General features: G+C 53.1%; 21 protein-coding genes. 18 read left to right on the forward strand and 3 right to left on the reverse strand.

Annotated elements, in window-relative coordinates:
* Nucleotides 1–4 precede the first annotated feature (4 nt).
* Nucleotides 5–1,411, reverse strand: a complete 1,407-nt coding sequence (locus LOK74_RS00215) for a sensor histidine kinase (RefSeq protein WP_420908709.1) — start codon at nucleotides 1,409–1,411, stop codon at nucleotides 5–7.
* Nucleotides 1,408–2,118: a response regulator transcription factor gene (locus LOK74_RS00220; RefSeq protein ID WP_277613414.1), complete on the reverse strand. Its 711-nt coding sequence runs from the start codon at nucleotides 2,116–2,118 to the stop codon at nucleotides 1,408–1,410. The genes LOK74_RS00215 and LOK74_RS00220 overlap by 4 nt, the downstream gene beginning before the upstream one ends.
* Nucleotides 2,119–2,351: 233 nt before the next feature.
* Between LOK74_RS00220 and LOK74_RS00225 the strand changes: the two genes are divergently transcribed.
* The 14 genes from LOK74_RS00225 to rsiV all read left to right on the forward strand — a co-directional run bounded on the left by LOK74_RS00225 (nucleotide 2,352) and on the right by rsiV (nucleotide 18,292).
* Nucleotides 2,352–3,398, forward strand: a complete 1,047-nt coding sequence (locus tag LOK74_RS00225) for a DUF3048 domain-containing protein (RefSeq protein ID WP_230044532.1) — start codon at nucleotides 2,352–2,354, stop codon at nucleotides 3,396–3,398.
* Nucleotides 3,399–3,553: 155 nt separating this feature from the next.
* Complete coding sequence (locus tag LOK74_RS00230; protein WP_230044533.1) at nucleotides 3,554–3,844, forward strand: YerC/YecD family TrpR-related protein; 291 nt, start codon at nucleotides 3,554–3,556, stop codon at nucleotides 3,842–3,844.
* 26 nt (nucleotides 3,845–3,870) lie between these two features.
* The gene (gene pcrB, locus LOK74_RS00235; protein ID WP_230044534.1) at nucleotides 3,871–4,560 is read left to right on the forward strand and encodes a heptaprenylglyceryl phosphate synthase; all 690 of its coding nucleotides are present in this window, start codon (nucleotides 3,871–3,873) and stop codon (nucleotides 4,558–4,560) included.
* Between the two features lie 237 nt (nucleotides 4,561–4,797).
* A complete protein-coding gene (gene pcrA / locus LOK74_RS00240; protein WP_230044535.1) occupies nucleotides 4,798–7,074 on the forward strand; it encodes a DNA helicase PcrA in 2,277 nt (758 codons plus the stop codon).
* Nucleotides 7,075–7,100: 26 nt separating this feature from the next.
* On the forward strand, nucleotides 7,101–9,110 hold the full coding sequence (gene ligA, locus LOK74_RS00245) for an NAD-dependent DNA ligase LigA (protein WP_230044536.1): 2,010 nt from the start codon (nucleotides 7,101–7,103) through the stop codon (nucleotides 9,108–9,110).
* Between the two features lie 46 nt (nucleotides 9,111–9,156).
* On the forward strand, nucleotides 9,157–10,059 hold the full coding sequence (locus LOK74_RS00250; RefSeq protein WP_230044537.1) for a WD40/YVTN/BNR-like repeat-containing protein: 903 nt from the start codon (nucleotides 9,157–9,159) through the stop codon (nucleotides 10,057–10,059).
* A gap of 27 nt (nucleotides 10,060–10,086) precedes the next feature.
* Nucleotides 10,087–11,163 (forward strand): CamS family sex pheromone protein, encoded by a 1,077-nt coding sequence (locus tag LOK74_RS00255; RefSeq protein ID WP_230044538.1) that lies wholly within the window; start codon nucleotides 10,087–10,089, stop codon nucleotides 11,161–11,163.
* 197 nt (nucleotides 11,164–11,360) lie between these two features.
* Nucleotides 11,361–12,926 (forward strand): L-glutamate gamma-semialdehyde dehydrogenase, encoded by a 1,566-nt coding sequence (gene pruA / locus LOK74_RS00260; protein WP_420908710.1) that lies wholly within the window; start codon nucleotides 11,361–11,363, stop codon nucleotides 12,924–12,926.
* A gap of 197 nt (nucleotides 12,927–13,123) precedes the next feature.
* Nucleotides 13,124–13,963: an archaetidylserine decarboxylase gene (gene asd / locus LOK74_RS00265; RefSeq protein WP_230044540.1), complete on the forward strand. Its 840-nt coding sequence runs from the start codon at nucleotides 13,124–13,126 to the stop codon at nucleotides 13,961–13,963.
* A 43-nt stretch (nucleotides 13,964–14,006) separates the two neighbouring features.
* The gene (gene gatC / locus LOK74_RS00270; RefSeq protein ID WP_420908711.1) at nucleotides 14,007–14,321 is read left to right on the forward strand and encodes an Asp-tRNA(Asn)/Glu-tRNA(Gln) amidotransferase subunit GatC; all 315 of its coding nucleotides are present in this window, start codon (nucleotides 14,007–14,009) and stop codon (nucleotides 14,319–14,321) included.
* A 30-nt stretch (nucleotides 14,322–14,351) separates the two neighbouring features.
* Nucleotides 14,352–15,833, forward strand: a complete 1,482-nt coding sequence (gene gatA / locus LOK74_RS00275) for an Asp-tRNA(Asn)/Glu-tRNA(Gln) amidotransferase subunit GatA (RefSeq protein WP_230044542.1) — start codon at nucleotides 14,352–14,354, stop codon at nucleotides 15,831–15,833.
* Nucleotides 15,830–17,266, forward strand: a complete 1,437-nt coding sequence (gatB, locus tag LOK74_RS00280) for an Asp-tRNA(Asn)/Glu-tRNA(Gln) amidotransferase subunit GatB (protein ID WP_230044543.1) — start codon at nucleotides 15,830–15,832, stop codon at nucleotides 17,264–17,266. The genes gatA and gatB overlap by 4 nt, the downstream gene beginning before the upstream one ends.
* Nucleotides 17,267–17,535: 269 nt before the next feature.
* A complete protein-coding gene (locus tag LOK74_RS00285; protein ID WP_338148632.1) occupies nucleotides 17,536–17,727 on the forward strand; it encodes a sigma factor in 192 nt (63 codons plus the stop codon).
* 7 nt (nucleotides 17,728–17,734) lie between these two features.
* The gene (gene rsiV, locus LOK74_RS00290) at nucleotides 17,735–18,292 is read left to right on the forward strand and encodes an anti-sigma-V factor RsiV (RefSeq protein ID WP_338148633.1); all 558 of its coding nucleotides are present in this window, start codon (nucleotides 17,735–17,737) and stop codon (nucleotides 18,290–18,292) included.
* Between the two features lie 47 nt (nucleotides 18,293–18,339).
* On the opposite strand, the gene LOK74_RS00295 is transcribed toward rsiV, so the two are convergent.
* Nucleotides 18,340–19,011 (reverse strand): SDR family NAD(P)-dependent oxidoreductase, encoded by a 672-nt coding sequence (locus LOK74_RS00295; protein WP_230044544.1) that lies wholly within the window; start codon nucleotides 19,009–19,011, stop codon nucleotides 18,340–18,342.
* 352 nt (nucleotides 19,012–19,363) lie between these two features.
* On the opposite strand from LOK74_RS00295, the gene LOK74_RS00300 reads away from it, so the two are divergent.
* From LOK74_RS00300 to LOK74_RS00315, 4 genes are all read left to right on the forward strand, one after another.
* On the forward strand, nucleotides 19,364–19,786 hold the full coding sequence (locus tag LOK74_RS00300) for an Rrf2 family transcriptional regulator (protein WP_230044545.1): 423 nt from the start codon (nucleotides 19,364–19,366) through the stop codon (nucleotides 19,784–19,786).
* A 146-nt stretch (nucleotides 19,787–19,932) separates the two neighbouring features.
* On the forward strand, nucleotides 19,933–20,808 hold the full coding sequence (locus LOK74_RS00305; protein WP_230044546.1) for an SDR family oxidoreductase: 876 nt from the start codon (nucleotides 19,933–19,935) through the stop codon (nucleotides 20,806–20,808).
* A gap of 285 nt (nucleotides 20,809–21,093) precedes the next feature.
* Nucleotides 21,094–24,183, forward strand: a complete 3,090-nt coding sequence (locus LOK74_RS00310; RefSeq protein ID WP_230044547.1) for a hybrid sensor histidine kinase/response regulator — start codon at nucleotides 21,094–21,096, stop codon at nucleotides 24,181–24,183.
* Nucleotides 24,161–25,309, forward strand: coding sequence for a response regulator (locus tag LOK74_RS00315; protein ID WP_230044548.1), 1,149 nt, complete (start codon nucleotides 24,161–24,163; stop codon nucleotides 25,307–25,309). Before LOK74_RS00310 ends, LOK74_RS00315 begins: the two co-directional genes overlap by 23 nt.
* Nucleotides 25,310–25,374 lie beyond the last annotated feature (65 nt).

Below are 25,374 nucleotides of genomic sequence, written 5' to 3' on the forward strand. Positions count from 1 at the left end.
GCTTTTATGCCCGTTCTGCGTCGGTTGGAAGCGAGATGATAAAGCGCACACCAGGCGGCTCGTTTTTTGCCTGTATGGTTCCGCCGTGTGCCTCAATGACGGCGCGGGCAATCGCAAGTCCCAGCCCGTGTTTGCCGCTTTTGCCTTTACGGAAGCGTTGGAACAGGTGGGGCAGCAGCTGTTCATCGATAGGCGGACCGTCATTGGCAATGATCAACTGCAACTGGTTCGGTAATCGCTGCGCTTGTAAAAGCAGTGTCTGTTTGGCGTACCGCAGCTGGTTTTCGATGATGTTTTGAAAAGCGATGCTCAACTGTTCACCGTCTCCCACTGTCTGCAGTACAGGCGGAAGCTGGTTGTCCCAGGCTACGCTTGGGTTTAGCACACTCAACCGCTGCTGCAAAAAGCTAAACAGTTCGCTGAGATTGAGCGGTTTCTTTTGCAGCATTTCCGACACGGATTCGATTTTAGTCAGATAGAGAAGCTGTTCGACGACTTTTTCCAGCCGTTTGCTCTCCTCCATGATGATCTGCAGTCCTTTTTCTGCCTGCTCACCCTGAAATACACCTTCCTGCAGGGCATGGGCGTATCCTTGAATCGCCATGATCGGCGTTTTTAATTCGTGTGAGATGTTTTGAACGAAGTGGCGCTGTGATTCATCGTACTCTTTCAATTGGTTTTTCATCGTTTCAAACGAACGAGCCAACTCTCCAATCTCATCTTGTCGATCCAGCTTCAGTGGGATGTCAAACTGCCGCCGGGCGATGTTTTGACACCACTCCCCCAGCCGTCTCAGCGGGTTGGTCAGGTAACGGCTGAACCAGATCGCCAGCACCCAACTGACAGCCAGCAGGATGGCAAAGACGACGATAAACTGTCGGGTGAGAATGGCGTTGATCTGATTTAATTCCTGCTCCTTGGAAAAAACAATCAGATAGTAGGGAAAGCCATGGTAATCCATCCGTTTGCTGACGAACAGATACGTCTCATCGCTCCGCTGCAGGGTACCCCGCTGCAGGCCTTTTTCCGAGTAAGAGGCAGCCATTCTGAACAGGCGGTTGGCATCTGCTACTGGAACCTTGGTCGTGCTGCGCGAACCAAGCAGCTGCCCGTTAGCGGAATAGACGAGCATGTCAAAGGAATACTCGTAATTGGACAGGAGCAACTGCAGGAAAAAGGGAGCAGAGGCCGGGACCGGCAGCAGCTCGCGGTGTTCGGTAAAGGCGATGTGTCCGGCAAGCGTCTCAAATTCTTCTTCCAGCAGGGAATAGACGTTGTCCACCAGGTATTGCTTGACCGCGATCGGGTACAAAACACCCACACTGATGCCGAGCACAGTAGTGAGCAGCATGAACAGGATCAGGATTTGCCGGGCGAGCGGCCAATTCTTCATCGTCAGTTTCTCCTTCATGGTGCGGTGAGCCGGTAGCCAAAGCCATAGACTGTCTCAAGCGGCAGCTTCGGCATCTTCTTGCGGATTCGCTTGACCAGATCGTCCACTGCCCGATCTGATCCGATGTAATCCTCACCCCAGATCGCGGACAAAATCTGCTCCCGATGCAGAGCCTGCCCCTGGTTGTGGATCAGGTAGCAGATTAAGTCAAATTCTTTGGTGGTCAACTCAATCGCTTGCTCTCCCTCCTTGACCAGCCGTCCTTTTTCCGATAGGCGGTAGGGACCGATCGTCGTCCAGTCCTGAAATTGCTGTCCGCCAGCCACAGGTGACGTGAGCAAGCTTCGTTCATAGGTACGCTGCAGCAGTTTCTGCACCCGGATCACCAACTCGCGGGGCAAAAACGGTTTGGCCAGGTAATCGTCACTGCCAAGCTCCAGTCCGATTACCTTGTCTATGTCCTGGTCACGAGCCGAGATAAAGATGATCGGCACTTCCGACTTGCTGCGGATTTGCCGGAGCAGCTCGTAGCCATCAATGTCGGGCAGCATAATGTCGAGGATCCAGAGATGTGGTTCCTCTGCGGCAAGAACCTTGAGCACTTCTTCGCCTGTCTGAAAGGTCTTGACACGGTATCCGGCGTTTTCCAGATAGGACTTGAGCAGTTCCAAAAGGGTAGTCTCATCGTCTACCAGGTATACCAGATAGGAAATGTCGGCGGACATCGGGAAATCTCCTCGCTTTCCGGTGCACAGCGGTTTCGCTGATGCGGCGTGTTTTCTACTTGATTATTGTACCAAACCGGCCTCGTCTGCGTCTTGCGGCCCCCCTTTTGTACAGGATAGCAAATCGCTGTGGCAGACTAATAACAGGAATGTGGGAATGTTGTGGGAGGAGTTATCCCGGCTGGCAGAGAATTTGTTGAGTAGATGACATGCACCTGAAAGGAGCGGACTTCTTGAAACGGCTAAAGCAAATCGTGCCTACCTTGTTCCTCACGTTGATTCTTGCCGCTTGCGCCCAAGAGGTGACGACCGATCCACAACCGACGAAGACACCTCCGACTCCCCCTGTGCAGACGGACGTACAAAAAGAGCCGCCCCTTCCCTATACGGCTCCGTTCACCGGGCTTGGTGCGGAGGAGAAGATAGAGAGACGGCCGGTGATGGTCATGATCAACAACCATCCCAAAGCACGACCCCAGTCAGGACTTGAACAGGCGGACATCGTCTATGAGATCCTCGCTGAAGGGGAAGTGACCCGCTTTGTCGCCATCTATCAAAGCCATAAGCCTCCGGTGATCGGGCCGGTGCGCAGCATCCGCCCTTACTACATCGAGATCGGGGCAGGTTTTGACGCGGTGATGGTGCATGCCGGGGGCAGTCCGGAGGCGCTGCAAACACTGGGTCGCTCCGATTACGCCTACATAAATGAGATTAACAACAGTGCTTACTTTTGGCGGGAGAAGTTTCGCCAAGCACCGCACAATCTCTATACCAGTGCCGAGCTGATTGAGAAGGCGATGAATGACAAAGGGATGAGAATGACTACGGAACTGCCGGACTTTCCCTTTTTGCCTGCCGAGGCGAAAGTGATCGGCGGTGAGAAGGCCAATCAGATTGATGTAACTTTCCACTCTTTGTACAGTGCCAGCTATACGTATGACGAACGGAAAGAAAAGTATCTTCGCTTTACCGAGGGCGAACCGCACATCGAACTGTCGACGGAGCAGCAGTTGGAAGTGACGAACCTGCTGGTGCTGGCTGCCAGACATCGCGTGTTGGATAGTGAAGGGCGCCGGCAAATCGATGTGGTGGGACCAGGCGATGGCTATCTGTTCCAGCAAGGAACTGCGCGCAAGATCAAGTGGAAACGGAGCGGGGGTGTGATCCGGGCTTATCAGGATGAGGGGTTGACGCAAGAAGTGCCGCTTCTCCCGGGAAATACCTGGATCAATATTGTGCCTGATTCGCCCGGACTGTCCGCTGGTGTCTCGTTTCAGTGACGGACTGCAGATGGTCGCACCAGCAGCGGCTTCTGCTTTCGTGGAAAGCTCTTGAATTGACGACGTTTTTTGCCTAAGATGATGGTAGGACTTTAACGTATGAAAATGTGAGAGAGAAAAGCAGAAAGTCCCACGATAACCGACGGGGTGATCACATGCAGTTGGAGAAACTGAAGGGCAAGGGCATTGAGCAGTTGTTTGAGGCAATTCTCACGCTGGAAACGATAGAAGAATGTTATGCATTTTTTGACGATCTCTGCACAATCAACGAAATGCAGTCGCTTGCGCAGCGATTGGAGGTAGCCCGAATGCTTCGCAAGGGGTACACATACAATCAGATCGAAGCGGAGACAGGCGCCAGTACGGCGACCATCTCCCGCGTCAAACGCTGTCTGAATTACGGCAATGAAGGCTACCAATTGGCGTTGGAGCGGCTCGGCAAATAGCTTCGGGACTTCGGGAGGAAACGCAATTGATCGATTACAGCGGCTGGCGGCACGCTTTTAAACTGGATCCAGACAAATGGATTGACGATGAGTGGCTGGAGCGGATCTGTGAATCAGGGACGGATGCGATTATTGTAGGGGGGACGTTGGGCGTCACCTATGACAACACACTCGCGTTAATGTCCAGGATTCGCCGGTACGCCGTTCCCGCCGTTCTGGAGGTATCCAGTCTGCAGGCAGTGGTTCCGGGATTTGATGCCTATTTTATTCCGCTGGTGCTCAATGCAGGCGATCCCGATTGGATTCTCCAACCCCACGTCACCGGACTGCGGGAGTATGGCGCATACATCCACTGGGAGGAGATATTTACCGAAGGCTACCTAATTCTCAACCCGGAATCGGCTGCAGCCAAACGTACGGCGGCTCGCCCGGTGGCAGATACGGAGGAGGCAAAGGCATACGCCCGTGTTGCCTCTAAACTGTGCCGCTTGCCAATCTTTTACGTGGAGTACAGCGGAAGATACGGCGATCCGCGATGGGTAGCGGCCTGCCGCTCTGGTTTTGAAGAGGGGCACCTATTTTATGGCGGCGGGATCTCCACCCCTGAACAAGCTCGTGAGATGGCGTCGGTAGCAGACACCATCGTCGTCGGCAATATCATCTATGACGATCCAAAGGCCGCGCTGGCAACGGTAGAGGCGGTTAAAGACTTATGAGCGATAACACGCGGGCCGGTGATGCCGGCGCAGATGATGAAGGGTACTCAGCAGTACCCTTTTCTATTGTCCACAATGGACGGAGGCGCACTCCGATTCTTAGGAGAGAAAGTACGAAAAGCTGGCACGACGCCCTAATCTGTGCCAAAATAAGAACATATGCTTCGGTTTGCCGCAGCCAGAGAAGCGGCGACCGATGGGACGATTTCTCTCACAGGCGAAAGGTGGCAATTTTGCATGTCTACTCAGGAAAAGATCCTGGCAGGATTAAATCCACAGCAGCAAGAAGCCGTACGGACGACGGAAGGGCCTGTGCTGATTCTGGCAGGAGCAGGAAGCGGCAAGACACGGGTGCTGACCCAGCGCGTAGCGTATTTGGTCGGGGAAAAAAACGTGGCCCCGTGGAGCATTCTGGCGATTACCTTTACCAACAAAGCGGCACGGGAGATGAAGGAGCGGGTGGCTCGCCTGGTCGGGCTCGGAGCAGACGATATCTGGATCTCTACCTTCCACTCTCTCTGTGTACGGATTCTCCGCCGCGACATTGACCGGATTGGATACAATCGCAACTTTACCATATTGGACGCAGGCGATCAGCTAACCGTGATCAAGCAGTGTCTGAAAGAACTCAACCTGGATCCGAAAAAGTTTGAACCCAGGGCGATCTTGGCTACGATCAGTGCGGCCAAAAATGAGTTAACCTCACAGGGGCAGTTTGCCGAACAGGCGGGAGATCCGTTTCGCCGGGCAGCGGCTGAGGTGTACGAACGTTATCAAAAGAAACTGAAGCAGAACCAATCGCTCGATTTTGACGACCTGATTATGAAGACCGTGCAGTTGTTCCGCGAAGTTCCGGAAGTGCTCGATTTCTACCAAAAGAAGTTCCGTTACATTCACGTCGATGAGTATCAGGATACCAACCGGGCTCAGTACACCCTGATCTCGCTGCTGGCTGCCAAGTACCGCAACATCTGTTGTGTCGGTGACGCCGATCAGAGTATCTACAAATGGCGGGGAGCGGACATTTCAATCATCTTGAACTTCGAACGGGATTATCCGGAGGCCAAGCTGATTAAGCTGGAACAGAACTACCGCTCCACCAAAACGATCCTGCAAGCGGCCAACGGAGTGATTGCCCACAACACCATGCGGAAAGAGAAAAAGCTGTGGACGGAGAATCCGACGGGCGAAAACATTCACTTATATCGGGGGAGCACGGAACACGATGAGGCTTATTACATCGTGGAGACGATCCGCCAACTCCTCGCCACCTACAAGACGTACGACAAGTTTGCTATCCTCTACCGCACTAATGCTCAATCACGTGTAGTCGAGGACGTACTGGTGAAGTCAAACATTCCTTATACGATCGTCGGCGGCACCAAGTTCTACGATCGCAAAGAGATTAAAGACGTTCTCGCTTACCTGCGGTTGATCGCCAATCCTGATGATGATATTAGCCTCACCCGGATCATCAACGTGCCCAAGCGAAGCATCGGTGATACGACCGTAGAGAAAATCGAAGCGTACGCCAACCAGCACGGACTCAGCATGTTTCGTGCGCTGCAGGAAGTGGAGGCTATCGGTCTGGCTGCCCGTACCACCAATGCGATCCGCGCCTTTACAGAGGTGATCGAGCAGTTGATGCAGATGGTCGACTACCTTAGCGTGACCGAACTGGTTGAAGAAACGCTAAAGCGGACAGGATACGAGCAAGCACTAAAAGAGGAGAATACGCTGGAAGCGGCGGCACGGCTGGAGAACATCGGTGAGTTCTTGTCCGTAACCCAGGAATTCGAGCGGAAAAGCGAAGACCGCAGCCTGGTTGCGTTCCTCACCGACCTGGCACTGATTGCCGATATTGATGCGCTGGGAGAAGAGCCTGCCGAGCAGGGGCCGGCAGAGGGACAGGTTACCCTGATGACCCTGCACAGCGCCAAGGGGCTGGAGTTCCCTGTCGTCTTTCTGATCGGCCTGGAAGAGGGCATCTTTCCACACAGCCGCGCGTTGTTTGACGATACGGAGATGGAGGAGGAACGACGTCTCGCCTATGTAGGGATTACCCGGGCGGAGGAAAAGCTGTATCTGACCAACGCGTACACACGAACATTGTACGGTCGGACAAACAGCAACCCGCCCTCCCGCTTTCTCACTGAGATACCGGAGGAACTGCTGGATGGACAGGAATCGGCCGAATCGGGAGGAAGCTGGGGGAGCTTCTCTGCGTCCGCCCGCTCCGGCGGCTATGGCAGCAATGCTTCCTACGGGAGGCAGGCGGGCGGCACGGGCTCGTTCCGCGCAGCTACCCAGTCGAAAGGCACCCTGCCGCAGCATGGTTCGGCAGCAGGTGTAGATTGGAGGGCTGGTGACAAAGTGAAGCACGGCAAGTGGGGAATCGGTACGGTTGTCAAGACAAAGGGCAGCGGGGATGATCTGGAGTTGGACATCGCCTTCCCCAGCCCGATTGGCGTCAAAAAACTGTTGGCACGCTTTGCCCCGATTGAACGGGCGTAAGTTGAGAGAAAGGATGGAGCAGGCTGATGGATCGGCTGACGGCTGAACGGAAAATAGAGGAATTGCGGCAACAAATCGAGCGTCACAACCGTCTGTATCATGTAGAAGATCGACCGGAGATCACTGACCAAGAATACGACCAATTGATGCGTGAACTAAGAGACCTGGAGGACCTGTACCCTGATCTGGTGACGAGTGATTCGCCGACGCAGCGGGTAGGTGGCGAACCGCTTCCTCACTTTGAGAAAGTGGAACACAAAGTTCCCATGCTCAGTCTGGGCAACGCCTTTGACGAGGCTGACTTGCGCGACTTTGACCGCCGTGTTCGGCAGGGAGTAGGTGAACAGCCAGTTCGCTATGTGTGCGAGTTGAAGATTGACGGGCTGGCAGTCTCCCTTCGCTACGAGAACGGCTTGTTCGTACAAGGGGCGACCCGTGGGGACGGGCAGACGGGCGAGGATATTACGCAGAATCTAAAGACGATCCGTTCCATCCCGCTTCGGTTGAGCAAGCCGGTGACGATCGAAGTGAGAGGCGAAGCGTTTATGCCCAAGCCGGCTTTCGAAAAGCTGAATCAGGAGCGGGAAGCAAAGGGTGAACCCCTGTTTGCCAATCCGCGCAATTCCGCTGCTGGTTCTCTGCGCCAGCTAGACCCGAAGATCGCCGCCTCCCGCTCGTTGGACACGTTTATCTACGGGATTGGCGAACTGCAAGGCGAATCGGTGGACTTTCACAGTGAAGGGCTTGAACTGCTGCAGTCGCTCGGCTTCAAGGTGAATCCGGAGTGGCGCGTTTTTGATGCTATCGATGAGTTGATTGCCTTCATTCAATCGTGGGCGGAAAAGCGGCCCGCTCTACCGTACGAGATCGACGGCATGGTGATCAAGGTAGACAGCTTTGCCCAGCGGCAGGAACTAGGGTTCACCGCAAAAAGTCCGCGATGGGCGGTTGCCTACAAGTTTCCGGCAGAAGAAGCTGTGACGGTGCTGGAAGGCATCGAGGTGAGCGTCGGACGGACCGGCGCGGTTACGCCGACGGCGCTGTTGAAACCGGTCAGCCTGGCGGGGACCACTGTGAAGCGAGCCTCTCTGCACAATGAAGAGATTATCCGGGAAAAAGGACTTTTGCTTGGCGATCACGTCGTGGTGAAAAAAGCGGGCGACATCATTCCAGAGATTGTCGCTGTCCTGCCAGAGCGGAGAACCGGTGAGGAACGGCCGTTCCAGATGCCGACACACTGTCCGGAATGCGGCAGTGACCTGGTTCGCTTTGAGGATGAAGTAGCGCTGCGCTGCATCAATCCTGACTGCCCGGCGCTGATACGGGAGGGTATGATTCACTTTGTCTCACGGCTCGCGATGAACATCGAAGGGCTTGGTGAAAAGGTAGTTGCCCAGTTGTATGAGCAAGGGCTGATTACCAGTGTTGCCGATCTCTATTACCTGCACGAGCGGCGCGATGAACTGCTCAACATGGAGCGGATGGGGGAAAAATCGGTCGACAACCTGCTGGAAGCAATCGAAGCGAGCAAACAGAATTCTGTGGAGCGGCTCATCTTCGGTCTCGGCATCCGGTTGGTCGGAGCCAAAGCAGCCAAAGTGCTGGCCGAGCAGTTTGGTCACCTCGATGTGCTTCGGCAGGCTACGCGGGAGCAACTGCTGGAGATTAACGAGATCGGACCGAAGATGGCTGACAGCATCCTCACTTACTTTTCAATGCCGCAGGTACAGGAGTTATTGGACCGGCTGCGTGCTGCCGGCGTCAACTTCAGCTACAAAGGGGTCCGCGTCGAAGCGGGGAACGACACGCCGTTGGCTGGCAAAACAGTAGTGTTGACTGGTACGTTGAACACACTGACCCGTCAGGAGGCAGAGGAGAAAATTGCTCTGTTGGGCGGAAAGGTGACAGGCAGTGTCAGCAAAAAAACAGACCTGGTGATCGCCGGTGACAAAGCAGGTTCCAAGCTGGAAAAGGCGGAGAAGTTGGGCATAGAGGTGATCGACGAAGCGGCCTTTCTGAAGCTGCTTGATCAGTAGGATCTGTAGTCGACAGCCGGAACCAGGTAAAAGGATGTGAGTGGTGTTGAGAGCGAGCATTTCGAAAATCGTGTGGGTAGCCATGAGTTGTCTTTTGCTGCTTATGGGGTGCAATGCGAAGCCGAACAACACAGCTCGACAAGACACGACACCTCCTATCCAAGCAGCACAGATTCCAGGGGATTTGACCTATCAGGATGTTTTGCAAAAAGGAGAGTATGTGACGGCCGTGGGAATGTCCCCAAGTGAGCCGCGTATTTGGCTGGGGACTCATACCGGCTTATACCTTTCGGCTAATGCCGAACTGTGGACGCTCCTGTCCGAACAGCTTGCGGAAGATGCTGTTACGGGATGGGTGATCGATCCGAAGCGGCCCGAGTTCATCGTTGTTGGCACCAGCAGCGGGAGCAAACAAAGCACAGATGGCGGCAAGACCTGGCGCCAAGTGGGCAGTGGTTTGCCCGACCAGCCGAACATGAACCTGCTGACAGGAGGACGAGCGGCCAACCAGCTTCAATTGTTCGCGCACGTGAGAGAAGAAGGGATCTACCAATCTGATGACGACGGCAAGACTTGGCGCAAGTGGGCAGACCTGGAGCAGGCGGTGACGGCAATGCTCTATCTGCCGAAACAGCAGGTATTGTATGTTGTGACACAAGATTCCCTCCTTCATACGGACGACGGGCAGTGGGAACGAGAAGAGATCCCTGGTGTCCAGCAAATCTATTCGCTCGGTGCCGATCGGACCGAGGGGCTTCTCTACGCCGCGACGGATCAGGGTGTCTTTTGCAAGGACGCAGAAGGCTGGAGATTATTGGAGGCCCAAACTCCGGAAAAGCTGATCATGCTTGGAGCCGGTTGGGGCGAGTATAGGTTGGTTGCTGTAGGAGAATCGGCTTACTTGTACACGTTGCACAACGGCAGCTGGAAAAAATGGGAATCGTCGTAAGTTTTCAATCCAAAGGAGTTACCATTGATGAACAAGCGAGTTAAGGTGCTTTTCTACTTTTTTCTTACTATCATCCTGTTGTGTACGGCAACAGCTTGTTCCCTTTTTCCTGACGGGGAGGAGAAACCTGCTCCAGCTACCCCTACGGTCTCTCCCGTGATCGAAGTGAGTGGAGACTACTATGGCAGCGTGATGCCGTATAAGCCAAACCAGACACGTGGCATGCTGTCCCGACTGTCCGGTTATCGCATTGATTTCAGTCACTTGGAGCTGGGATTGCTGGAGATTGCCCGGGAGACGTTTGACCCTGAAGAATACCTGTTTCAGGAAGGACAGCAGATCAGCAGTCAGCAGGTGAGAGACTGGCTGGCTCCTGCGTCCGAGGAGAACCCGAAAGGTTTGAATCCGGAGAATGGCAGCACGCTGCTGCTGCACGTGTTGGAGCACGATTATCTGGATGTAGAGAACCAGCAGTTGGCCGGGATGGTTCTCGGTCTTACCCTGTCGCCAGAGTACAAAGACGCCTCTGGTCAGGAAAAAGTGTACAGCACAGATGAGTTGCGGGCAAAAGGGCAAGCGCTCGCCGCCAAGATCGTCCAGCAGGTACGGGCTGACAATGCACAGATTCCAATGGTGATCGCTCTCTACCAAGTGCCCGATCATAGCTCAACCATGATTCCCGGGAATTTCATCATGACTGGTACCGTCAACTCTGGGGAGGGCTCCGTATCCAAATGGCAGGCAATTGACGAGAAGTACTACCTGTTCCCAGGGGACGCCGTATACAAGGATTATCCGCAGATTTCCTTGCAGTACGACAAACTGATGAAGCAGACAAAATCATTCTTTAGCGAGTTTATCGGCCTGACCGGGGTAGGCCGGTTTATGGGCAGAGACTTGGTAGAGCTGACGCTGACGGCAACTGCGGAATACGATTCGCGTACCGAAGTGATCCAGTTTACCCAGTACTGTGCTTCCCAGATCAATCAGGTATTTGACAAACAGGTCCACGTCAATCTATATGTCGAATCGATCAATCGTCCACTGGCCATTTACGTTCGTCCAGCCAACGGGGAAGGATACATGCACGTTTATCGAAAGTGATGACAGCTTTCTCTGTAGAAGTTGCAAACAGTTTTGTTCAATCACTAAACATCCTTGTACACATGTGTACAAGGATGTAGTTTTTTACAAGGGCGTGTGGAACGGTGAATCTCCGCAAACAATACGGATGAACAGTTGGATTCAGGTAGTTGGTATGATCTTTGCAATAAGCTCCATACGATAACAATGAGACGAAAATGGAGGAGGCGTTGATCGTGAGAGTAGAATTTCAGAACGAACCCTTTACGAATTTTCGAGTGCCTGAAAACAAGCAGGCGTTTCAGGAAGCGCTAGCAAAAGTGGAAAGCGAATTAGGACGTGACTACGATATTATCATAGGTGGAGAACGGATTCGGACGGAGCAGAAAATCCGTTCCGTGAACCCTTCAAACAAGGAACAAGTAGTCGGCCATGTTTCCAAGGCAAGTCAGGAACTTGCCGAAAAGGCGATCCAGACTGCTGCCCAAACCTTTGAATCGTGGAAAGCGGTGCCGGGGACAGCACGTGCTCGCTATCTCTACAAGGCTGCTGCCATCCTGCGCCGCCGCAAGCATGAGTTTTCCGCTTGGCTGGTAAAAGAAGCCGGGAAAAGCTGGCCGGAAGCTGACGCCGACACGGCAGAAGCGATTGATTTCATGGAGTACTATGCCCGACAAATGGACAAATTGTCGCAGCGCCAACCGCTCACCCGCATCCCGACGGAGGACAACGAGCAGTATTATATCCCACTCGGCGTGGGGATTGTGATCCCGCCGTGGAACTTCCCGCTGGCGATCATGGTTGGGATGACCACTGCCTCGCTGGTAGCAGGCAATACGGTTGTCTTGAAACCGGCTTCTACCACTCCGGTCATTGCCGCCAAGTTTATGGAAATACTGGAGGATGCCGGTGTGCCGGCCGGTGTAGTCAATTACCTGCCTGGCAGCGGCAGTGAAGTGGGCGACTACCTTGTTGAGCATCCACTGACTCGTTTTATCAGCTTTACGGGTTCCCGCGATGTAGGACTCCGCATCAATGAACTGGCCTCCAAACGGAGCCCTGGCCAAAAATGGATCAAGCGCCTGATTGCAGAGATGGGCGGAAAAGACTCCATCGTTGTGGACAACGATTGCGATCTGGAAGCAGCCGCACAAGCGATTGTCAACTCCGCATTTGGTTTCTCCGGACAAAAATGTTCCGCCTGCTCGCGCGCCATTATTCACCAGGATGTGTACGATCAGGTATTGAACCGCGCCGTCGAGCTGACCAAGGAACTGACTGTAGGGGACGTTGCCAACCCTGAGTTCTACACGGGCCCGGTGATTGATGATAGTGCCTACAACAAGATTCTCAACTATATCGAGATCGGCAAACAAGAAGGCAAATTGTTGGCAGGTGGCGAAAAAGGACCAGATACGGGTTATTTCATCAAGCCAACCGTCTTTGCCGACGTTGATCCAAAAGCTCGTATCATGCAGGAAGAAATCTTTGGACCTGTCGTTGCTTTCACCAAAGCACGCGATTTCGACCACGCCTTGGAAATCGCCAACAACACAGAGTACGGCCTGACCGGTTCGGTGTTCAGCCGCAACCGCGCCCATCTGGAAAAAGCACGTACGGAATTCCATGTAGGTAACCTGTACTTTAACCGCAAGTGTACAGGTGCTTTAGTCGGAGTACATCCGTTTGGCGGCTTCAACATGTCGGGAACAGACTCCAAAGCGGGCGGCCCGGACTACCTGCTGTTGTTCACCCAGGCAAAACTGGTTTCGGAAGTACTGTAACCCTATCTCAACCATCGCCAGACAGAAGCTGTCTTCCCATACAGGGAAGGCAGCTTTTTTCCGTCAGCTGCATGAGTGTCAGCAGCAGCGAAACTCCCCTCTGTGTAGATGAGCGTTCTTCTTTAAAAGGCTTGGTCGATATGGTAATGTAAATATTGTTCTGATCAGCCCGGAGTAAAAGGATTGGGGAGTTGTGTATGAAAAAACTGATCCTCCGCGGTTTGCATCGCCTACCGCAGAATACGATGTCGAGAACGATGGGAAAGATAACGGCTTCCCGTTTTAGCAGGTTGGCGATTCGTCGTTATGTGCGGCATTACCAGATCGATCTGACATCGATTGAGAAACCTCTGCATGAGTATCGGACGTTGAAAGAGTTTTTTACGCGTCGTCTCAAGCCCGATTCCCGTCCGATCGCACCTGGCTCGCGAGTGATTGTCAGTCCTGTTGACGGAACCGTCTCACAGTTGGGCGACATTCACCAGGATACGCTGATCCAGGCAAAGGGGAAGCAGTTTAGTCTGACAGATCTGCTCGGGGATGATCAGCAGATGGCAGCCCGGTTTCAGGGCGGGAAGTTCATCACGATTTATTTAAGTCCGCGTGATTACCACCGCATCCACATGCCGGTAGACGGCAGGCTCGTACAGTACACCTATCTGCCAGGCCGCCTCTATCCGGTAAATCGGATTGGGGTCGAGCATGTCGATCGCCTCTTTGCACGCAACGAGCGGCTGATTACCTATGTCCGCTCAGATGCAGCAGGATGTGTGGCCGTGATCAAAGTGGGTGCCTTGTTTGTAGGCAGTGTCAAGGTCACATACGGACAGGCCACGACAAATGTGCCGCATGGCAGGAAGGTTACGGAACAGATTGCTGCCCAACCCAACTACGACAAGGGGAGCGAGCTGGGCTGGTTTGAGTTCGGTTCGACCGTGATCCTCCTGTTCGAAAAAGGACGGATCGAGTGGCAGCAGGATGTGGCTGAGGGACGGCCGCTGCTGATGGGACAACCGCTCGCCGTAGCCACAAATTGACGAATGATGACGGATTCAAGTATGATCAAACGTATATGAGAAAATGTGTTCCCGGAGGTGTCAGGCCTTGAGTGCCATTACCCGCAAAGAAGTAGAGCATGTCGCCAACCTCGCTCGTCTCACGCTGACGGAAGAGGAAGCGGAGCGGTATACCAATGATCTCAACGCAATCCTCCAGTTCGCAGCCAAGCTGAACGAACTGGATACGTCAGACGTGCCGCCGACCAGCCACGCCACTGATGTGAAAAATGTGATGCGTGAAGATGAAAATCGCCCGTCGCTGCCGCGCGAAACAGTGCTAAAAAACGCAGCCGATCATGAAGACGGACAATTCAAGGTGCCAGCCGTATTTGAATGACGGACAGCTGCGGAAAGGAGGAGGAACGACATGTCCTTATTTGATAAACGGTTATCGGAAATACATAGCGCACTGACCAGCAAACAGCTTAGTGCAAATGAACTGGTGGAAGCTAGTCTAAAACGGATTCGCGAGGTGGATGGCGAACTGCGCGCGGTGATCATGGTGGACGAAGAAGCCGCCCGCCAGCAGGCAAAAGCGGTGGACGAGCGATTGGCCAAGGGAGAGAGCGAATTGGGTCTGCTGTTCGGTCTGCCTGCGGGTGTGAAGGATAACATCGTGACCGAAGGCCTGCGCACAACCTGCGCGAGCAAACTGCTGGCCAATTACGACCCAATCTACGATGCGACGGTGAGCAAGAAGTTGAAGGATGCGGATGCCGTCATCGTGGCCAAATGCAACATGGACGAGTTTGCGATGGGGGGCTCGACGGAGAATTCCGGTTTTGCTGCGGCACGCAATCCGTGGAATCCGGAATACGTTCCTGGCGGTTCCAGCGGTGGTTCAGCGGCAGCGATGGCAGCCCGTGAATTCTTTTTCACGCTGGGTTCCGATACAGGTGGATCGATTCGTCAACCGGCCGCGTTTTGCGGTGTCGTCGGGCTGAAACCGACCTATGGACGTGTCTCCCGATTTGGACTGGTGGCGTTTGCTTCATCGTTTGACCAGATCGGTCCGATTACCAAGAATGTGGAGGATGCGGCTTACGTGCTGCAGGCAATCGCAGGGCACGATCCATACGATTCCACTTCGGCTGATGTGGAGGTTCCCGATTACCTGTCCGCGCTTACCGGCGATGTGAAGGGACTGCGCATCGGCGTGCCCAAGGAGCTGATCGGTGAGGGGATTGACGCAGAAGTTCGGGAAGCCGTATTGGCTGCGCTCAAACAGTTGGAGGGCATGGGTGCTTCTTGGAGTGAAGTATCGTTGCCCCACACGGAATACGCTGTACCGGCATACTACCTGCTCTCTTCCTCGGAAGCATCGTCCAACCTGGCCCGTTTTGACGGCGTCCGCTACGGTGTTCGCGCAGATAATGCGGACAACCTGATTGAGATGTACAAAGAGACGCGCAGCCATGGATTTGGCGCGGAAGTGAAGCGGCGGATCATGCTCGGAACCTATGCGCTCTCCGCAGGATATTACGATGCCTACTATAAAAAGGCGCAGCAAGTTCGTACCTTGATCATCCGCGACTTTGAGCAAATCTTTGACGAATATGACGTGATCCTGCATCCGACGACCCCGACTACCGCGTTTAAGCTGGGTGAAAAGTTGGACGACCCAGTCAAAATGTACCTGGAAGACATCTGTACCGTTCCGGTCAACTTGGCCGGTCTGCCGGCCATCAGCGTACCCTGCGGGTTTTCGGCCAAAGGTATGCCGATCGGGATGCAAATCGTCGGGAAAGCCTTCGACGAATCAACGGTGTTGCGAGTGGCTCACGCCTACGAGCAGGCCACCGATCATCATACGCGGAAACCGGAACGGGTGAGGGGGGGAGAGAGATGAGCCAGTTTGAAACCGTGATCGGTTTGGAAGTGCACGCCGAATTGTCGACGAACAGTAAAATCTTCTGCGGCTGCCCGACCGAGTTTGGAGCACCGCCTAACACACATACCTGTCCGATCTGTCTGGGCCACCCGGGAGTACTGCCGGTGGTCAACAAACAGGCGGTGGAGTTCGCGATGAAAGCAGCACTGGCGCTCAACTGCGAGATATCCCGGGAGACCAAGTTTGACCGCAAGAACTACTTTTATCCCGACCTGCCCAAGGCGTATCAGATCTCCCAGTACGACCAGCCGATCGGCAAAAACGGCTGGATTGAAATCGAGGTAAATGGAGAGAAAAAGCGGATCGGGATTAACCGTCTGCATCTGGAAGAGGATGCCGGCAAGCTGACCCACTCCGATTACGGAGGCGGATCCTTGGTTGACTACAACCGTGTCGGCGTACCGCTGGTGGAGATCGTTTCCGAACCGGACCTCCGCTCGCCGCAAGAGGCGAAAGCGTATCTGGAGAAGTTAAAAGCGATCCTGCAATATACGGAAGTGTCCGATGTCAAGATGGAGCAGGGATCGCTTCGCTGCGATGCCAACGTATCGATTCGGCCAGTCGGCCAAACCGAGCTGGGAACCAAGACGGAGTTGAAGAACATGAACTCCTTTCGCAATGTCCAGCTTGGCTTGGAGTACGAAGTAGAGCGGCAGGTTGAGGTCGTCACCTCCGGCGGCCAGGTGACACAGGAGACACGCCGTTGGGATGAGGCAGGCAAGAAGACGATTGTGATGCGCTCCAAAGAGGAAGCCCACGATTATCGCTACTTCCCGGACCCGGACCTGGTCCGGATGCAGATAGCAGAAGAGTGGATCGAGGCAGTCAAACAGTCGATCCCGGAACTGCCGGATGCGCGGAAAGCCCGCTACATCGATAAATACGGGCTATCCAGCGAAGATGCGGAAGTGATTACGATCGCCAAAGAGTCGGCTGATTTCTTTGATCGTGCAGTCGGAACCGGCGCTGATCCGAAAGCGATCGCCAATTGGCTGATGGGCGACCTGTTTGGCTATCTCAATGCCAACGATCTGGAGTTTGCCGATCTGAAACTGACCCCTGAAGGATTGGGTGAGTTGGTGAAGTTGATCGAAAAAGGGACGATCTCGACCAAGATCGCCAAGACGGTTTTCAAAGAGATGCTGGACTCGGGCAAAGACCCGGCCGCGATTGTAGAAGAAAAAGGGCTGGTGCAGATCAGCGATGAAGGCGCTCTGATGAAAATCGTCGACGAGGTGATTGCTGCCAACCCGCAGTCTGTACAAGACTACCAGAGCGGTAAAAAGCAGGCGATCGGTTACCTGGTCGGCCAGGTGATGAAACAGACAAAAGGCAAGGCAAACCCACCGATGGTCAACAAACTGCTGGTGGAAGCAATTGAGAAGCTGTAGGAGATGAATCATGCGAGGCAGAGAACCCTTTCCCGCCGCAAAGCGGGAGAGGGTTTTTTTACGATTAAACGACCCGTTTTGAGCGAGCAGGGAAATCGATTCAATCTGATTTGCTTGTTTTTTGGCAAGTCGAAAACTATTTCCCGCACTCGATCGTCTAAGCTAGGAAAAGCAAACCGTGAGCAGGCGAAAGAGGTGTTCGTACGATGGCGAAAGGAAACAGCCGCTGCTTGAATCTCAACAGGATAAAGAGGAGGTGGTAGATCATCATGCAAAAAGATGCAGCTATGGCCGTACTCTCAACATTTGTGATCGAAAACAAGGAGAAGTTCTACAGACTTGCCTATAGCTATGTAAAAAACAGTGAAGACGCCTTAGATATTATCCAGGAGGCGATCTACAAAGCGATACGATCCATTGACTCGCTGCATCACCAGGATGCGATCAAAAGCTGGAGGTGATCAATCATTGGAAAGCAGCCTGAACGAAAAATATTTGGCAGAGGGGAAGCGGCTATACGAAGAATTTATGACCGACATGGCGGACTTGCAGAAGAACGGAATAGAGGCTCATCTCGGGGTGGAGAGTGGATATGTCGTCAAGACGGATACGGAACAGATTTTATCAGTAGGCAGATATGTGGTGAATACAGTTGGTTCTTCTTCGACCACTTTTCAATACGATACCATCGATAAAAAGAATCAAGTCCTGATCACCCTGCCAAGCCTGTTCAAGGATGACCGATACATTGCAGTGATCAGCGAAAATATTAAAGAACAGATGAGGGACCAGATGGAAGCAGACCCTGAAAAGATCTATTGGGTCTCCGTTTTGGGACAAGAAGAGCCGTTCACCGTCTTTGAAGCGATCGCCAAAGACCAATCGTTCTATATCAACTCAGACAACAAACTGGTTATTTCGTTTGATAAATACGAGGTTGCTCCCGGGTATATGGGCGTTGTGGAATTCGTGATCCCTACAGAAGTGCTGTCCGACCTGTTGGTAAGTGATACGTACGTAAAATAAAGAGAGCAAGCAGCCCATCAGTGTCTCACTGATGGGCTGTGGTACGTCTACAGAGCTACCACCTGACCGCTCTTCTGCTCGTACTCCTGCAACCATTGCACCAATTTCCGGGCTACGATAGATGGGTCCGTACCAGTCGTCTGCATATCTGTCCTCATCACACCTGGATTTAGCACATTGGCTGTGATGCCGTTTTGCGCCTCTTCCTCCTGCACCGTGTAGGTCAAGGTCTCAATCGCCGCCTTGCTGGCGCTGTACGATCCAAACCCGACACCGCCTGTTTTGGCCAAGCTGGACGTCAAACTGATGATTTGTCCGTGTTTTTGCTCTCTCATCACAGGGATGCATGCCTTTGTCATGAAGAAAACACTGTTTACATTATTGATGAATTGATAGTCCCAAGATTCCTTCGATGTTTCCGCAAGCAGGTAATTCTCGTACAAGGCTGCGTTGTTGATCAAAACATCAATCCGGCCAAAACGGGCGATCGTTTCCTGGACAAAGTGATCCGCGACAGCCTCATGAGAGATGTCTGCTACTGCAACATAGGCATTTTTCTGCAGAGCATACAGCTCACTTTGAAGTCGCTTCACTTTGGCTGTCGACAGATCGCATGCGGCAATGTTTGCTCCAGCTTGTGCCAGTAAAAGCGCTGTCTCTCTCCCCAAACCGGCTCCTGCACCTGTAATGATAACCACCTGATTTTGTACAGCTCCCATCCGAATCACTCCCGTTAACAGAATATTTGTATGATTGCTCTCATTTTAAAATAAAAGTAATCTTATCGGAATACCCTATTATGTTTTTTTTACATCGCTTTGGGTTCATTTGATCTCAGGGCACACATCCTTGCCTCGGAAAAATGCCTGCCATCTGGGAGGCGTAAAGCTGAGTTGACGTCTGCAGGTGTGACGAAAGGGGCTCTCATCTAGGACTGCAGCCGTTTTGCCGCATTATCTGCTTGAGGCAGGTTGACAAACAGACTTAATTGTAACTAAAATGGTTACAGATTAAAGGTAGGCGCGTATTTCCATGTGTCGTCTCCCATCTCTATACCAGGGGGTGAATACATTGACGATTAGCAGCCGGTTTTCCGTCGCCGTCCACATCCTGTCTCTACTTCATTTTTGCAAGGATGAACGTCCGACGTCCGAATTCATCGCTGGCAGTGTCAACACCAATCCAGTCGTTGTCAGGCGGATCATGGGGATGTTGAGCAAGGCGGGGCTGATCAAGACGAGTCAAGGGGTGCCTGGAGCCACATTGGCCTGTCCGATCGGGGATATCACGATGCTGGATGTGTACCGTGCCGTTCAGGCTGATCAGGACGAACTGTTCGCGATGCACGACCATCCCAATCCCAGTTGTCCAGTTGGCCGCACGATCCAGAAATCACTGGACGTGGTCTTTTCCCATGCGCAGCAGGCAATGGAAAACGAGCTGGCAAACGTCACGATTGAACAATTCTGCTCCGATATGGCCCGACATATGTAGTCGTTTTTTTCGGACTTCTTGTAACAAAAGGTGTTACAGAATCTCGTGCACTCCATTCTTGCCAAAAAATCGTGCAAGGATCACTTTTTTTCTCTCACATGTAACTGAAACAGTTACATAAATGCCTATGAAAAGGGGGACATAACATGTCTATTGTCGTTACCGGTGCAACCGGTCAATTGGGAAGTTTGGTCGTCCACCACTTGTTGAAGAAGGATGTTCCGGCAGGTGAAATCGCCGTTGTTGCCCGACGCCCGGAGAAGGCATCCGCGCTCGCTGCGTTGGGGGTTGAGGTGCGCTACGGTGATTACGATGATGCGGCTTCACTGAAAAAGGCTTTTGCCGGAGCGTCCAAGCTTCTGCTGATCTCCGCTCCGTCGCCGGACAACACGCTGCGCATTCGCCAGCACGCCACGGCAGTTGAGGCGGCCAGGGATGCCGGCGCTGGCTATATCGTCTATACGGGACTTGCTTTCGCCGAAAAACTGCAAACAGGATTGGAGCATGTGCACTTGGCTACCGAGTATGCATTGCGTACTACGGGGATTCCGTTCACAGTGCTGCGCAATGGTTTTTACACAGACCTGTTCGTTGACAAGGAGGCATTGCAGGCCATCATCGAGCGGGGGGAGATCGTCACCTCTGCGGAGAACGGCAGGCTGAATACAGCTACCCGCAACGATCTGGCCCTTGCAGCCGCCAACGTGCTGACCAGTGAGGGACATGAGAACAAGTTTTACGAACTGGCCAGCCCCAGCCCGTGGACCTTTGACGATCTGGCGGCCGCTCTATCCGAAGTATCGGGCAAAACAGTCGTTCATCGTTCAGTCTCAGCGGAGCAAGCGGTTCAGGAGATGATTCGCGCTGGCGTTCCCGAAGGAGCGGCTTCCTTTATGGTACACGTCGTATACCATGCCGTCTCGGAAGGTCAGTTTGGATATGCCTCACAAGATTTGCAGAATCTGATCGGCGAGGCCATCACTCCACTCCAAGAAGCCGTACGGCATACCCTGCAAGACTAGTTAAATAAGTACGATCCCTACTGCCCTCGGCGTCGGCCCGCTTCATCATTTGTGAGCCAGAGACCGCCAGCGATTCGTCTTCAAGATGAATGGCGCGAATGAAGCCAGCATACGGAAAAACACCTCCCGAGTCGTCTAAGATTTCGAGGAGGTGTTTTGTTATGGGAACAAGTTCCGACAATATTATTGCAATCCAGACGTGATCGGAAAAGGGTTAACGAAAAAAATGTCGAAATGTGCAATTGCCAGTATTCATCTGGCAATCCGATACGAGGAAGTAAGCGAATGAACAACAAGCGGGTCGTTCTACTATCTATTACAGTGGTCACCCTTCTGTTCCTGTTCGTGGTCGTCAACGCGCTGCTGGACACAACTGGATCTCATACGGCCCGACAAGGTGTGCTCGATCTGCGGGACTGGGACTGGCAGGAGCGAGGGACGGTAACGGTGAGAGGAGAATGGCGGTTCTATCCACAGCAGTTGATTGACTTGTCTCCTGAAAAAGTGACGGAATCATCAGTCTTTATACAGCTGCCTGGAACGTGGAGTGAACAGGATCCGGCAGGACGGCAGCTGCCACCATTCGGTTACGGTACCTACCGCCTGCAGATTCTGCTGGACGAGGAACTGTCCGGACAGACTTTTGCTATTTATGTACCGTCTGTCTCTGCCGCGCACAAGTTGTTCGTCAACGGAAAGCTGGCAGGGGAGAGCGGCGTTCCGGCAGCGAGTACAGATCTCTATCAGGCCCGGATGGTACCGTATGTCGCCTATCAGGAAATAGCAGGGACGCAGGTTGAACTCCTGATACAAACCGCCAATTACGACCGCTCCTTTGGCGGTGGAATGAATCGCCCCATCGTGTTTGGTGTGCCTGCTGAGGTAAACAAGGAACACACGTATTCGCTCGTGCTCGAAATGACGACCATTATTATGCTGTTGTTGTTTGCCCTTTATTTCTTGCTGGTTTACATCTATCAGTCGGCGCGGAACGATTGGCGTTACGTGATCTTTTTCTGCTTATCAGCCGCACTTTACATCTCGATTCGCGGGGAGCGGTGGCTCTATTGGCTCTGGTCAGGCATCCCCGACGCTTTGGCTGTCAAGCTGTTGATGCTGAGTGGGACAGGTGTCGGATTATTCATGCTACTGTTTATCTGCAGGCGTTACCGGCCATACACCCATCCACGAGTGCTGCAGGTGCTGCTGTGGGCTGTGTGCGGACTGGGGATCACCTATGTCATCGGCAGTGTCCCTTTGATCACAAACATCCTCTGGCTCTCGGTAGCCCTGCAGGTGGCGATGACACTCTACACACTCTGCGTATTGTTGAGGGCGGCACTGAACAGTGGCAAAGAGACGATTTACGAGTTTGTGATGATTTTGTGTTTTGTCGCAGCCGGATTGACCGATATTCTGAATATATGGGGGATTCAGGAGCCGAATCATCTGTGGTCGCTGCAGATATTGACGTTTGCGGTCGTTATGTCTCTGATGATCGTCTATCGCTTTGTTCAGACGCTTTACCGCCTGGAGACGTCGTCTGGCGAATTGCTGCGAATGGACCGGATGAGGGATGAATTCCTGGCTCATACATCCTACGAACTGCGCACACCTTTGCATGCAGTAATCAACGTCGCCCAATCGCTGTTGGAGAGTAAGCACAAACAGCCAATCGTCCAGCAAACAGAAGATATAAAGTTGATTGTCACCGTAGTTCGGCAATTGGTTCGTCGGCTGGATGACTTGCTTGACTGGTCTCAATTACGTGCGGGGACCGTGACGATTCAGCCTCATGTAGTCCATCTGCCCAGTCTGGTCTCAAGCCTCTTGGATGTACTGCGTCATGTCGTTCCAAAAACTGAGGTACAGCTGGTCAACCAGGTTCCATCCGACCTTCCACCTGTCGTGGCTGACGAACAGCGACTGACACAGATCCTGAGCAATCTGCTGCACAATGCGTTAAAACATACCAAGCAAGGTACCATCACCGTATCGGCTCAATCATCAGGCTCCATGTTGGAGATTCGAGTGTCCGATACAGGCAGCGGCATTCCCCATGGAAAGCAGGAGGGTCTCTTTGACGCCTATGAGCAGGCTGTTCCGTCAACCCTTTTTCCATACGGGACGGGGATGGGGCTTAGTATCACCAAGAAACTGGTCGAACTTCAGGGTGGCACGATTCGCGTCAGCTCCTCTCTCGGACAAGGAGCAACGTTCACCTTTACCCTGCCCATCGCCGGAGCAGATCATCGCCAATTGCTGCCTTCGATGGCAGCAGAGGAACTGGCTGCGGTGATTACAGATCAGGCGGAATGTCTGGCACCGACCGCGTTTGGCAGCAGGGATGACAAAGGGGATGCCAATATTCTGATTGTCGACGATGACCCTATCAATCTGATGGTTCTGCGAAACCTGCTGGAACTGGATCATCATCAGGTAGCGATCGTCTCCACAGCAAATGAGGCGTTGGAAGAGCTGCACCGACTAGGAGGCTGGGAACTGGTCATCCTGGACTTGACGATGCCGGAGATGTCCGGCTTTGAGATTTGCCGCAGGATTCGAGAACAATACTCGTTGTTTGAACTGCCGGTCTTGATGCTGACGGCTGACGGACAAACAGACGATGCGTTGGCGGCATTTGCGGCCGGAGCAAACGACCTGCTTACCAAGCCGGTCGAATCTGCAGAACTGAGAGCACGTGTGCGCACCATGCTGCAGATGAAACGATCGGTTGCTGACAAAATCCGCATGGAACTGGCGTTTTTACAAGCGCAAATCAGACCCCATTTTCTGTTTAATACCCTTAACTCCATCGCTGCCCTCAGCGAGGAGGACCCGGATCAGATGAGGGAGTTGCTTACCGAATTCGGTCGCTATTTGCGGGAAAGCTTTCGTTTTGAGAACCTGCAGCCGTTTGTACCGCTGGAGCGGGAACTTCAGTTGGTACGGTCGTACCTGCACATCGAACAAATCCGTTATGAGGACAGGCTGCGAGTACAGTTTGACCTGCCGGACAACCTGCGCTACCGGATTCCTCCGCTGACGATTCAGCCGATCGTAGAGAACGCCGTGCGTCACGGGATCATGAAGCGTCCGGAGGGAGGAGAGATTCACATTCAGGTGAAAGAAGAAGAGGACAGTCTGGTAATCACGGTACGTGATAATGGGGTGGGGATTCCCCCCGACAAGATGGTGGCTTTGATGAAAGACGAACCAACGGGAGGCATCGGGCTGAAGAACATCAACCGTCGGATGAAGCAATTGTTCGGCCACGGCATGTCCATTCACAGTACTCCTACAGTTGGAACAACCATCAGCATTCGATTACCGAAAGCAGAGGTGGCAGGAGATGAGAGCGATACTGGTCGATGATGAACGATTGGCGCTAAACAGTCTGGGAAAACTGCTGCAAGAGGTTGACGAGCTTGAGATTGTCGGCAAATACCAGGACCCGCGACTTGCTCTGGAAGAAGCGGTCCGCATCAAACCTGATGTTGTCTTTCTCGATGTAGAGATGCCTGGGTTGAACGGCATCGATGCTGCGGAGCGGCTGCTACGCTTCTTGCCCAATGCAGACGTTGTTTTTGTCACGGGATTTGACGAGTACGCTGTAAAAGCGTTTGAACTGAATGTGCTTGACTATATATTAAAACCGGTACGCCGAGACAGGCTGGTCAAAACTGTTCACCGAATTGTCAAAAGACGGGGAGAGACTGCCACAAACGTATCGGCAGGATCCGGGATGATCCGCTGCTTCCAGTCGCTGCAGTATGAGACCGCCTCGCGCGGCCTGGAGGCGATTCGCTGGCGAACCGCCAAAGCACAGGAATTGTTTGCTTATCTGCTGTACCGACGCGGTCAGCCGGTGCGCAAGGATGCGCTGCTTGAACTGTTTTGGCCGGACACTGATTGGAAGAAAGGATTTACCCAGTTATACACGACCGTATATCAGATTCGGAAAACGCTCGAAGCTTTGGGGACGGGAATGCGAATCGACAACTGTGATGATAGTTACCTGCTCATCCTGAATGATGTGAAGTTGGATGTGGAAGAGTGGGAGAGGGAGATTCGCAAAGCGATTCCCATAACGGCGGAGACCTTGCACGAACACCTGCGGCTGCTAGAGCTCTACCGCGGCGATTACCTGGCCGATTACGACTATCTGTGGGCGGAGAGTGAGCGGGAGCGGTTGCGAGCGCTTTGGTTGCAGCATGCGTTGCAACTGGCTGAGTATCTGATCGAGTATGGAAAGTTTGCCAATGCATTAGCCATCTGTCATCGTATTATCTATTTCCATCCACATGTAGAGGAAGGCTATTTTACGCTGATGCGGCTATACGATAGATTGGGTGATCGGGATTCCGTGGAACAGCAGTACCATAAACTGGTCAAAATGCTGGAGGAGGAGTTTGGAGCCGAACCTCATCCATCGATACAGCAGTGGTTCAGGCTCTGGAAAAAAGAAAAAGGGACTTACAATCCGAAACGATTGGTATGACAGCAGCACGCTGTCATACTTTTTTTCTGTTCAGAAATTGTTCAGTACGGGCAAGTAAGATGAGA

It is taken from the genome of Brevibacillus humidisoli (assembly GCF_020923435.1).
Taxonomy (GTDB): Bacteria; Bacillota; Bacilli; order Brevibacillales; family Brevibacillaceae; genus Brevibacillus_E; species Brevibacillus_E humidisoli.